Genomic DNA, 11,468 nt, shown 5'->3' with positions numbered 1-11,468 from the left:
TTCTGGGTGAGGGAAAACCTATGCTTATTTTACATGGATTCCTGGGAATGAGTGATAACTGGAAAACATTAGGGAAGCAATTTGCAAAAGAGGGTTTTCAAGTGCATTTGATCGATCAGCGAAATCATGGAAAAAGTCCGCATAGTGACGATTTTTCCTATGAATTACTGGCTGAAGATGTTGTGGAATATTGTGAAACTCACAACTTGAAAAACATTATTCTGTTAGGGCATTCGATGGGTGGTAAAACAGCCATGCTAACTGCCTGTAAGAATGAAGGGCTGGTGTATAAGCTCGTGGTGGTTGATATAGCTCCAAAATATTATGCTCCGCATCATCAGCAAATTCTTAAAGGATTAACCGCTCTGGATGAAGCTAAATTAACGTCCAGAGGTGAGGCTGAAGATTTTCTTGAAGGATATATTGAGGGAGCAGGAGTGCGATTATTCCTTTTGAAAAATCTGTACTGGAAAACCAAGGATCAACTTTCTTTAAGAATGAACCTTGATGCATTAAAAGCGAATATCAACAATATTGGTGCAGCGCTGGAATCGGGTGCGAAGTATGAGGGCCCAACGCTTTTTATCAATGGAGCTGAATCTGATTATATAAAAGAGGAGGATAAATCTCTTATCAAAGAGCATTTTCCGGAGGCTGAAATCGAAAAAATTGAAGGCGCCGGTCACTGGGTTCATGCAGAAAATGCTAAAGCCTTTTATAAAGCGGTAATGCATTTTGTTTAAAACCTTTCTAATTTTATTATGTATGCATAATAAAATTGAATGTTTTATTGCGTAATATCTAATTTATGCTATTTTTGGCGCTAGCATTTTAAGAAATTAAGAATTTAATCCTACTTAAATTATGAAAAGACTTTTTGTACTTGGTCTGTTAATGTTGACTGCGGTAACTACCTATGCCGGGGGATACAGAGTAAGTTTACAGGGCCAGAGAGGACTCGCGATGGGGCATACGGGAGTTGCCGTAGTAAATAATGCCGAATTGGCATTTTTTAATCCTGCGGGATTGGTTTTCCTTGAAAACAAGATCAACGCAGCCGTTGGTGTAAGTGCCGTATTCTCTGATGTGGTATGGCAAAATGATGAATTTGGGCAAATGGCTCGTACGGATAGTCCTGTTGGGACCCCGTTTTATGCATATTTTTCTTACAAATTAAGCGATAAGTTTAGTGTAGGTCTTGCGGCTTATACTCCTTACGGAAGTTCTGTAGCCTGGGAAAAAGACTGGGCCGGATCACATTTAGTAAATGATATTGAACTGGCTGCTATTTATGTGCAGGCGTTAGCTTCATATAAAATTACCGATAACCTGTCTGTGGGTGGAGGTCCTATCTATGTAAGCGGATCGGTTAATTTTAACCGTAATCTTACCAGAACGCTTTCAGATATTGAAGGGAATCGTTCGAATGTAACTCTTGATGGATCGGGAATCAGTGCCTTTGGATGGTCTGCCGGTGCAATGTGGAGCCCAATGGATAGTCTTCGAATTGGGGTTAATTACCGTTCAGAAATTCTTGTTGAAGCTGAAGGCGGAGATGCCGATTTTGAAAACATTCCTAATTCTCCATTAACTCCTTTCAGAGATACTCAGTTTAATGCAACGCTTCCACTTCCTGCTGAACTAACAATTGGTGCTTCTTACCAGTTGAATAAGCAGTGGTTGTTCGCTTTCGATTACAACCGTACTTTCTGGGATGTATACGAATCTCTTGATGTAGATTTTGCAGATCCAAATATTCCAGATTCAAATAACCCAAGAGAATACAAAGACGCATCTATTTACAGATTCGGACTTCAGTATACAGCAAACGAGGTCTTTACTTTAAGAGCAGGATATTACTTTGATGAATCTCCGGTTCAGGAAGGTTATTTCGCACCTGAAACACCAAGAAATGATTCCAATAACTTTACAGGAGGACTTTCTGTAAATGTTTCAGACAGAGTGGCTATCGATGCATCATTCCTGTACAGCAGGTTTGAAGAGGTTGATGCTTCTTATGATTACTATACTGAAAATGGCCAGAATGTTCCATTCGAAGGAACTTACAAATCGAGTGCATTCGTACCGGGTCTTGGTGTAACTATTAAAATATAATTAAGAGAGAGATGAAAAATTATTTTAAATATATAGCAGTTCTTGCGTTGGGTGTGGTTTCTTGTGAACCTGAACTCGAAAATCCAGTAGATGGCGGGGAAATTTATTCAAATGGAACAGCAGATTTCTCAAACTATGTTGCTTTAGGGAATTCACTAACTGCCGGATACGCAGATGGTGCTCTTTACCTTTCTGGTCAACAGAATTCTTATCCAAATATCCTTGCTGAAAAATTTGCAGTAGTTCAACCTACTCAGGGGTTTACTCAGCCTTTGGTAAATGATAATGCCGGAGGTTTACTTCTGGGAGGAAATAAGATAGCCGATACACGGTTTGTACTTTCTGTAGGAGCGAATGGGCCTGTACCAAAAAGATACAGAGGTGCTGCGCCAACAACAGAAGTTAGTAATAAATTAACCGGACCTTTTAACAATATGGGAGTGCCGGGTGCAAAAGTATATCATTTAGGTTTCCAGGGGTATGGTAGCGTAGCTGCAGTATCTACAGGTTTGGCAAACCCATATTTTGCTAGATTTTCAAGTGCAGATAACGCAACGGTATTAGGTGATGCTTTAGCTCAGGACCCAACCTTCTTTACGCTTTGGATTGGGAATAATGATGTTCTTGGATACGCCTCTTCAGGTGGAGTTGGAGAGTATCAATTAAACAATACTAATCCTGCGACCTATGGTCCTAACGATATCACAGATCCTAATTTATTTGCGTTTTCTTATGGACAAATAGTAGAAGCTCTTGCTCAAAAGGCAGATGGAGTGTTGTTAAATATTCCTGATGTAACTTCATCTCCATACTTTACAACCGTACCAAACAATGCTTTGGCATTGGATGCTGCAACAGCAGGGCAATTAACTGCTTATTTCCAGGCAGTAGCAGGAGTGATGACTCAGGTATTGATGCAACAAAATGTTCCTGCAGAACAGGCGCAGGCAATTGCTTCTCAATATGCAATAAAGTTTAACGAAGGGCCAAACAGGTTCCTGATAGATGTTGAAAAAACTCAGACAAACCCATTAGGGTTCCGTCAAATGACTGCAGAAGAAATGATTCTTTTAACTGTAGACCAGGCTGCTCTTGCGAGTGGTTACGGTTCAGTAAAATTCTCTCAGGAAGTAGGTGAGGTTATCGCTGTACTTCAATCTGGAGGCTCCCTTACTCAGGAGCAGGTTCAAATATTGTTTGGAGCTGTAGATGGTTTGGATGATAAGGATGCTCTTGATACTGAAGAATTAGGGTATATACAGGATGCTACAACCAGATTCAATGCGGCTATAAAACTTTATTCAGAACAATTTGGACTTGGTTTTGTGGATGCTCAGGCTTTACAAAATCAGCTGAATGCTCAGGGTATTGCTTTTGATGGAGGTGTGGTAACTTCAGATTTCGTTACCGGTGGTGCTTTCTCACTTGATGGGATTCATCTTACTCCACGTGGTTATGCTGTAATAGCAAACGCTATTATCGAAGAGACCAACGCAACTTATGGATCTAATGTGCCAAAGGCTAATGTTGGTGCTTATGGTACTGTAACCTTAAGTCAGGACGTACAGTAGTATTAAAATTGACATAAAAATTAAAAAGGCCGGGTTTTTCCCGGTCTTTTTTTTGCATTTTTACTTAACAAATTATATATATATATGAAACTCATTCTAAGATTATTGCTAACCGCGGTGGCCGTGGTAATTTTAGCAAAATTACTTCCCGGAGTAGCTGTGGATAGTTACTGGACTGCCATTATAGTGGCGATCGTGCTTTCTTTATTAAATTTTATCGTAAAGCCTGTGCTGGTGCTCTTTACCCTGCCGGTCACAATTTTAACCTTTGGGTTATTTCTTCTTGTAATCAATGCGATCATCATTTTTATGGCCGATGGTTTTATTGATGGTTTTGACGTGAATGGCTGGTTTATGGCTATAATTTTCAGCTTATTATTATCCCTGTTTCAATCCATTTTATTCTCAATTCTTAAATCTGACTAGATTTAACTGAATTTCAGTAATTTGAAACTTTGCAGACTTATAAGAAAAATCGTAATTTTGCACTCCAATTTTTATAAAAGATCAAAATGAATATTACCAGAGAGAATATTGATGAATTAAATGCGGTAGTTAAAGTTGATATCGCTAAAGAAGATTATGCCGGTAAAGTAGATAAGATTTTAAAAGATTACCGTAAGAATGCCAATATTCCCGGTTTTAGAAAAGGTCATGTACCTATGGGGATGGTTAAGAAACAATACGGTCAGGCTGTATTGGTTGATGAGGTGAATAAACTTCTTCAGGATAGTCTTAACAAATACCTTACAGAAGAGAAACTTGATGTTCTTGGGAACCCGCTTCCTAAAGATCAGGAAAATTTTGATTGGGAAAGTGATAATTATAGCTTTGAATTCGAATTAGGTCTTGCACCGGAATTCGACGTAAACCTTGATCTTGATAAGCCGGTAACAAAATATAATATTGTTGCTGATGAGAAAATGGTGAACGATCAAATAGAAAGTATCCAGAAACAATACGGGAAGCTTAAGACCAAAGATGAGGTTGCTGAGGGTGATACCGTTGCCGGAACTTTTAAAAATGAAGAAGAAGGAATCGAGAAGGATACTACTATCGAGCTTTCTAACATTAAAGGAAAGAGAAACCTTAATAAGTTCGTTGGAGCAAAAGTAGGTGATACTATTTCTTTGAAAACTAAAGGTCTTTTTGAAGACGATCACGCTTTGATCAATCATTTAGGAATCGAGCACGATAAGGCTCATGATCTTGATATCGAAGTGGAATTCACAATTTCTGAAGTTAACGAAAGAGAACTTGCAGATCTTGATCAGGAATTGTTCGATAAACTATTCGGAAAAGATAAAGTTAAGTCGGTAACAGAGCTTAAGGATAAGATCAAGGAAGATGCAGCAAAGCAATTTCAGCAGCAGAGCGATCAGCAATTGATGAATGATATTACTGAAACTTTGATCGAAAATACCAATTTCGAACTTCCAAAAGAATTCCTTCAAAAATGGATTCAGACTGTTGGTGAAAAACCAATGACTCAGGAAGAAGCTGTTGAAGAATATGAGAAGAGTGAAAAAGGGCTTCGTTACCAGTTGATCGAAGGGAAAGTTGTTAATGACAACAATCTTAATGTAGACTTTAACGATCTTAAAGAATTCGCTTCAGAAAAGATCAAGGAACAAATGGCTCAATTTGGTCAAATGGATCCTTCACAAAAAGAACTTGACGATATCGCTGCCAGAATCCTATCTAATCAGGATGAGGTTAAGAGATTGTCTGAGCAATTGATGAACGAAAAGCTACTTGCTTTCTACAAGGAAAAGATGAATTTCGAAGAGAAAGAAGTGACTTATGAAGAATTTGTGAAAGCTATTTATAAATAGGCCTTTTTACGATATATTAATTATCTTTAAGGCGTTAACTCAACCGGGGTAACGCCTTTTTTGGTTTTATCCGGTTATTTGTATAAGCTTAGAAAAACGAAAAAAATTGATGGACTACGGAAAGGAATTTCGAAAATATGCTGTTTCAGACCATAATATAAACAGCAATTATTATGATAAGGTAGTTAGTAGTATGTTACCTCAGGGAATGACTCCAAATATCATTGAAGAGCGTCAAATGAACGCTGTTGCAATGGATGTTTTTTCCCGTTTGATGATGGACAGGATTATTTTTCTTGGAACCGGAATCAATGAGCAGGTAGCTAATATTGTACAGGCACAACTTTTATTTTTGGAAAGCACAGATGCTACCAAGGATATTCAAATATATATTAATTCACCAGGAGGTAGTGTTTACGCCGGTTTAGGTATTTATGATACCATGCAATTCATTAAGCCAGATGTGGCTACGATCTGTACCGGGATGGCAGCTTCTATGGGAGCCGTGTTGTTATGTGCCGGAGAGGCAGGTAAACGAAGCGGACTTCCGCATAGCCGTGTGATGATTCACCAGCCTATGGGTGGAGCTCAGGGACAGGCCAGTGATATTGAGATCACCGCACGTGAGATCATTACCTTAAAGGAAGAGTTATATAATATCATCGCTAAACATTCAGGACAAACTTATGAGAAGGTTCATGAAGACAGTGATCGTGATTACTGGATGAAGGCTGAAAAAGCTAAGGAATACGGGATGATAGATGAAGTTTTAAAAAGAGAAGGATAAATTGTGATCCATCCCTATGGGAAGGATTGCGTGTAAATTTAAAAAATGGCGAAAGAAGATTTAGAATGTTCCTTTTGTGGTAGAAAAAAACCGGAGACTAATCTGCTAATCGCCGGGTTGGATGCTCATATTTGCGACAGATGTATCGAGCAGGCCCATGGAATTGTTCTGGAAGAATCCAGGCAGGGAGAAGCCCGCGAACTTTCTTCAGATCTAATGTTGAGCAAGCCTAAGACTATTAAGTCTTTTCTTGATGAGTACATTATTGGTCAGGAAGAAACAAAAAAAGTAATGTCTGTAGCGGTTTATAATCACTACAAAAGATTGTTGCAACCAGAGAGTGATGATGATGTAGAGATCCAGAAGAGTAATATTATCATGGTAGGGGAGACCGGAACCGGAAAAACCCTTATGGCTCGTACGATCGCAAAAATGCTGAACGTGCCTCTTGCTATCGTTGACGCTACCGTGTTGACAGAAGCTGGTTATGTTGGAGAAGATGTAGAAGGTATTTTAACCCGTCTACTCCAGGCAGCAGATTATAATACTGAAAAAGCTCAGCGAGGAATCGTGTTCATCGATGAGATAGATAAGATTGCCCGTAAAAGTGATAACCCATCCATAACCCGTGATGTTTCGGGAGAAGGTGTACAACAGGCTTTGTTAAAGTTGCTTGAAGGTACTACGGTTAACGTTCCGCCTAAAGGAGGAAGAAAGCATCCGGATCAAAAGTTTATCGAAGTAAATACTGAAAATATACTTTTTATTGCCGGAGGAGCTTTTGACGGAATTGAAAGGATCATCAGTAAGCGTTTAAACATGCAGGCTGTTGGATTTAGTGCTTCTAAAAGTGAAGATACCATTGAGCGTACCAATTTGCTGAAGTATATCATCCCGAAGGATCTTAAAGAATTTGGATTGATTCCTGAGATCATAGGTAGATTACCTGCTTTGACCTATATGAATCCTCTTGACAAAAAGACGTTGAGAGCGATCCTAACGGAGCCTAAGAATGCTATTATCAAACAGTATAAGAAGCTGTTTGAAATGGATGAGATCGAATTTGATATCACTCCGGAAGCTTTGGATTATATTGTAAATAAAGCGGTAGAGTATAAGCTTGGTGCAAGAGGTTTAAGATCTTTGTGTGAAGCGATACTTACAGATGCGATGTTTGAGCTTCCCGAAAGTGAAGAAAATCAATTTACTGTTACCAAAGAGTATGCAGATGATAAATTGAATAAATCAACTATGAGTAAACTAAAAGCTGTTTCATAACACTTTAGATTACTTTCATAATAAAAAAAGCTCTCAAATTTTGAGAGCTTTTTTTATGTTTTAATGATATATTTTGATGCGATATTTATCCAGTAGACCCGTAATTTGATCCAGGCTGAATTTTGCGCCTTTAATTTGATTGATATCGGGATCAATGGAATAGTTGTAACATGCCCTGAGATCTGCCTTCTGAAGAATTGTATGCTGGAATTGAGAATCTTTTAGATCAGATCCAGTAAGTATGCTTTCTGAAAGATCAGCTTCAGTAAAATCGGAGTTTTTTAATTGACAATTCCTGAAAATACACTTTCTGAGATCTACCTTATAAAACGAACTATGGTCGAGATTACAGTTTTCAGCATTGATGTGGAAACCAAATGATTCACAGGTATTCCAGAGTAGTCCCAACATTTTACAGGAGGTAAATGTGCATTCCTGAAAAGCGGTTCCCGAAATTTTAGCGTTGCTAAGGTCTGAATCGTTAAAAGTGCAATTGATGAATTTGCTATTGCTAAGATCAATTCCCGAGAGGTCACACCTTGAAAACGTACAGTTTTCATAATCCATATTGGTTAGCTTGTCCCTCTGGAAATTGCTGTCCTCAAATATTTGATCTGTGTAATAATCCATCGTCATAGGTTACCAGCTTCCACCGGCACCACCACCGCCAAATCCACCGCCGCCAAAGCCGCCTCCAAATCCGCCGCCACCGCCAAAGCCTCCGCCGGAACTTCCGCCCCCGCCAAAACTTCCACGACCAAGAGAACTAAGAATAATTGCATCCCAAAGAACACTTCTTCCGGTTCTTCTTCCGCCATTGCGTCCACCTCCGCGCTTGTTAAACATGGAGAAAAGAATCGCGATAAAAATGAAAAATATGATTATCGTCCTCATGGATATTCCGCCGCCACCATTTCCATTAGATCTGGGCGCACCTTTAAAGGTTCCAGATAAGACTTCAAAAACTGCTGTGGTCCCTTTATCAAGCCCGGCAAAAATATTTCCGTTCCTGAATTCAGGAAGAATGATGAGTTCAATTATTTCCTTGGTCTTAGCATCTGTAAGGTATTCTTCCAGTCCGTAACCCGTGGTGATCCAGATGCGTCGTTCTTTTTGAGCTACAAGGACTAAAAGGCCATTGTCCTTTTCACTTTGCCCAATTCCCCATTCATGTGCCCAGTGAGTTGCGTAGGTTCCTTCATATTCTCCCTCCAGGGATTGAATGGTAATTACAACAATTTGAGTTGAAGTAGTATCGGCATAATTGATCAGCTTTTGTTCCAGCATTCTCTCATCTGCAGGAGATAGCATATCAGCCTCATCATATACGCTGGTTTGAGCCGAAGGGCGTTTAGGGATATCGCGTTGTGCAAATACACTAAAGCCGGTAAAAAGTATTAAGAGTAGGAGTAGTCTTTTTACTGATCTATCCCTTAGAAATTTCGTCAGATAATTCATTGGTGTCGTCTTCATCCCATGGAAAATGTTTTTGCAGTTGTTCACCGGCCTTCAGGACTCCTGCGACAAGTCCGTCTTTAAATTCCCCTTTCTTAAAGTAGGAGACAATAAGGTTTTTGGTGCTTTCCCAAAAATCGTCGGCAACAACATCGTTGATACCTTTATCACCATAAATAACAAAATTTCTGTCTTCTACGGCAACATAGATAAGGACTCCATTTTCTTGTTTGGTATTATCCATTTTAAGGCTGTGGAATACTTCCATGGCGCGTTCAAAAATATCCTGATCACCGGTGGAGGGTTCAAGGTGAACCCTGATCTCTCCACTGGTTTTCATTTCAGCCTGTCGAATAGCTTCTACTATCTCAGTCTCTTCTTGTTTGGTTAAAAAGTCTTCTGTTTTAGACATATTTAAAAGTCAAATTCTACATCTGGTGCATTCTCTGCTCCGGCATCCGCCTGGAAGCGTTCCATTCTTTCAAACCCGAACATTCCTGCAAACATATTGTTAGGGAATACTCTTATATAAGTATTGTAATCTGTTACCGCTTCGTTATACCTGTCACGGGCAACATTTATACGATTCTCTGTTCCTTCCAGTTGAGATTGTAGCTGAAGAAAGTTCTGATTGGCCTTCAATTCCGGATATCTTTCAACGGTTACCAGCAATCTTGATAATGCTGAAGTAACTCCCTGCTGAGCCTGCTGGAATTGCTGAATTTGAGCTGCGCTTAAATTTTCAGCATCTACATTTACTGAAGTTGCTTTGGCTCTTGCTTCGATCACTTCTTTTAAAGTACCTCTTTCAAAATCTGCAGCACCTTCTACGGTTTTTACAAGATTTCCAATAAGGTCGTTACGTCTCTGGTAACTGCTTTCAACATTAGACCAGGCAAGTTTTGCATTTTCTTCTTTGGTAACAGCAGTATTATTGAATCCTGCGGTGAATCTCCATATCACCACGATTCCTATAACAATAATTATTACCGGGATTAGCCATTTTTTCATTTTATAACTGATTTTTTAGGTTAACTAGTTCTGCTTTTATGGTTTCTAATTTTCTTATGATATCAAAATTAGTAAGGGTTTTTTGTTTTTCCTCCTTTAAATGAATTTTTGCTCCTTCAAGGGTAAAACCTCTTTCTTTCACCAGGTGATAGATAAGTTCCAGGTTTTTTATGTCTTCCGGGGTGAATTTCCGGTTGCCTTTTGCATTTTTCTTCGGCTTGATAACATCAAATTCCTTTTCCCAAAATCTAATTAGGGAGGCGTTTACCTGGAAAGCTTTGGCTACTTCACCAATGCCGTAATAACGTTTTTCAGGAAGGTTTATGTGCATTAATCAAGGGATTGGTTTTCACGTTGAGCTCTTTCAAGTACTTCACCAAATTCTTCCGGAGAAAGGTTTCCATAATAGAAGTTTATGGGATTGATCCTTTCCTCATCCTTAAATATCTCGTAATGTAAGTGCGGCGCCTCAGAACGTCCGGTGCTGCCTACAAAACCGATTACATCACCTCTCTTCACACGCTGTCCCCGGCGCACATTGTATTTGTACAAATGTCCATACAAAGTAGTATAACCATAACCATGGTCAATTCTAATGTGGTTTCCATAACCGGTTGAGCGACTGTCTGCCCTAACTACTTTCCCATCTCCGGTCGCATAAACCGGTGTACCTCTGGGTGCAGTAAAATCCATTCCATAATGGAATTTTCTAACCTTGGTAAAAGGATCTGTCCTCCATCCATAACCTGATGCGATCCGGCTTAGATCTTCATTATTTACCGGTTGTATTGCAGGAATTGCTTCAAGAAGTTTTCCTTTTTCTTTGGCCAGCTCGGCTACTTCGTCAAGGGATTTGGATTGAACAACCAAGCGCTTGGTAAGAATATCCATCCTTTTAGTAGTCTCTTTAATAAGCTTGCTATTATCGAAACCTTCAAGATCCTTGTACCTGTTAATACCACCAAATCCAGCTCGACGTTGTTCTTCGGGAATAGGATTGGCCTCAAAATAAAGCCTGTAAATATTATTGTCCCGGTCTTCAATATTCGCCATCACATCCTGGATCTGGTCCATTTTCTTATTAAGCAGGCCATATTGAAGCTGCATATTGTGAAGTTCCCTTTTAAGTGCTTTCTCTTTGGGAGTTTCAATTTGAGGGATGTTCAAATAAATAATAAGTAATATAAAACCGGCCAGAAAAGATCCGGTGATACTAAGGAGAATGATTCCTAAGCGTCTTCCTTTTTTTTGCTCAATTTTCTTGTATGAAAGGGTCTCGCTATCGTAATAATATTTAACCTTCGACATGAGTTAAATTTATGCTATTTTTGCGTCCAGAAACGGCTCTGTAACCGTATAATTTAATACGGTAAACGAACAAATATATGAATTGTTTTGCCGTCTTCATAATTTAAT

At 39.1% G+C, this 11,468-nt stretch carries 13 protein-coding genes; 7 read left to right on the top strand and 6 right to left on the bottom strand.

Translation table 11 applies throughout. The features are described 5' to 3' along the window. Positions 1-2 precede the first annotated feature (2 nt). The 7 genes from ACNKXV_RS10000 (at position 3) to clpX (ending at position 7,586) form a co-directional block, all read left to right on the top strand. Positions 3-743: an alpha/beta fold hydrolase gene (locus tag ACNKXV_RS10000; protein WP_417907586.1), complete on the top strand. Its 741-nt coding sequence runs from the start codon at positions 3-5 to the stop codon at positions 741-743. 121 nt (positions 744-864) lie between these two features. Further along, on the top strand, positions 865-2,115 hold the full coding sequence (locus ACNKXV_RS09995; protein WP_417907585.1) for an OmpP1/FadL family transporter: 1,251 nt from the start codon (positions 865-867) through the stop codon (positions 2,113-2,115). An 11-nt stretch (positions 2,116-2,126) separates the two neighbouring features. Continuing rightward, a complete protein-coding gene (locus ACNKXV_RS09990; protein ID WP_417907584.1) occupies positions 2,127-3,686 on the top strand; it encodes a G-D-S-L family lipolytic protein in 1,560 nt (519 codons plus the stop codon). 84 nt (positions 3,687-3,770) lie between these two features. Further along, positions 3,771-4,112 carry a phage holin family protein gene (locus tag ACNKXV_RS09985; protein WP_417907583.1) on the top strand — a complete coding sequence of 114 codons (342 nt, stop codon included), beginning with the start codon at positions 3,771-3,773 and terminating at the stop codon, positions 4,110-4,112. Between the two features lie 86 nt (positions 4,113-4,198). Beyond that, positions 4,199-5,521 (top strand): trigger factor, encoded by a 1,323-nt coding sequence (gene tig / locus ACNKXV_RS09980; RefSeq protein ID WP_417907582.1) that lies wholly within the window; start codon positions 4,199-4,201, stop codon positions 5,519-5,521. A 109-nt stretch (positions 5,522-5,630) separates the two neighbouring features. Next, the gene (gene clpP, locus ACNKXV_RS09975; protein ID WP_417907581.1) at positions 5,631-6,308 is read left to right on the top strand and encodes an ATP-dependent Clp endopeptidase proteolytic subunit ClpP; all 678 of its coding nucleotides are present in this window, start codon (positions 5,631-5,633) and stop codon (positions 6,306-6,308) included. Positions 6,309-6,353: 45 nt separating this feature from the next. Continuing rightward, on the top strand, positions 6,354-7,586 hold the full coding sequence (gene clpX, locus ACNKXV_RS09970) for an ATP-dependent Clp protease ATP-binding subunit ClpX (protein ID WP_417907580.1): 1,233 nt from the start codon (positions 6,354-6,356) through the stop codon (positions 7,584-7,586). A gap of 60 nt (positions 7,587-7,646) precedes the next feature. On the opposite strand, the gene ACNKXV_RS09965 is transcribed toward clpX, so the two are convergent. The 6 genes from ACNKXV_RS09965 to ACNKXV_RS09940 are packed head-to-tail and all read right to left on the bottom strand — an operon-like array spanning position 7,647 to position 11,360. After that, positions 7,647-8,216, bottom strand: a complete 570-nt coding sequence (locus ACNKXV_RS09965) for a pentapeptide repeat-containing protein (protein WP_417907579.1) — start codon at positions 8,214-8,216, stop codon at positions 7,647-7,649. 9 nt (positions 8,217-8,225) lie between these two features. Further along, entirely contained in the window at positions 8,226-9,044 is an 819-nt protein-coding gene (locus ACNKXV_RS09960; RefSeq protein ID WP_417907578.1) for a TPM domain-containing protein, read from the bottom strand. Then, the gene (locus ACNKXV_RS09955; RefSeq protein WP_417907577.1) at positions 9,013-9,453 is read right to left on the bottom strand and encodes a TPM domain-containing protein; all 441 of its coding nucleotides are present in this window, start codon (positions 9,451-9,453) and stop codon (positions 9,013-9,015) included. The genes ACNKXV_RS09960 and ACNKXV_RS09955 overlap by 32 nt, the downstream gene beginning before the upstream one ends. Positions 9,454-9,455: 2 nt before the next feature. Continuing rightward, positions 9,456-10,052, bottom strand: coding sequence for a LemA family protein (locus ACNKXV_RS09950; RefSeq protein WP_417907576.1), 597 nt, complete (start codon positions 10,050-10,052; stop codon positions 9,456-9,458). A gap of 1 nt (position 10,053) precedes the next feature. Continuing rightward, complete coding sequence (locus ACNKXV_RS09945) at positions 10,054-10,383, bottom strand: MerR family transcriptional regulator (RefSeq protein ID WP_417907575.1); 330 nt, start codon at positions 10,381-10,383, stop codon at positions 10,054-10,056. Next, the gene (locus ACNKXV_RS09940) at positions 10,383-11,360 is read right to left on the bottom strand and encodes a M23 family metallopeptidase (RefSeq protein WP_417907574.1); all 978 of its coding nucleotides are present in this window, start codon (positions 11,358-11,360) and stop codon (positions 10,383-10,385) included. Before ACNKXV_RS09940 ends, ACNKXV_RS09945 begins: the two co-directional genes overlap by 1 nt. Positions 11,361-11,468: the final 108 nt, after the last annotated feature.

The organism is Christiangramia aquimixticola (assembly GCF_048285835.1).
GTDB classification, from domain to species: domain Bacteria; phylum Bacteroidota; class Bacteroidia; order Flavobacteriales; family Flavobacteriaceae; genus Christiangramia; species Christiangramia aquimixticola.
Note: the sequence above shows the minus strand (reverse complement) of the source record. Positions and strands in the feature narration are given on the sequence as shown.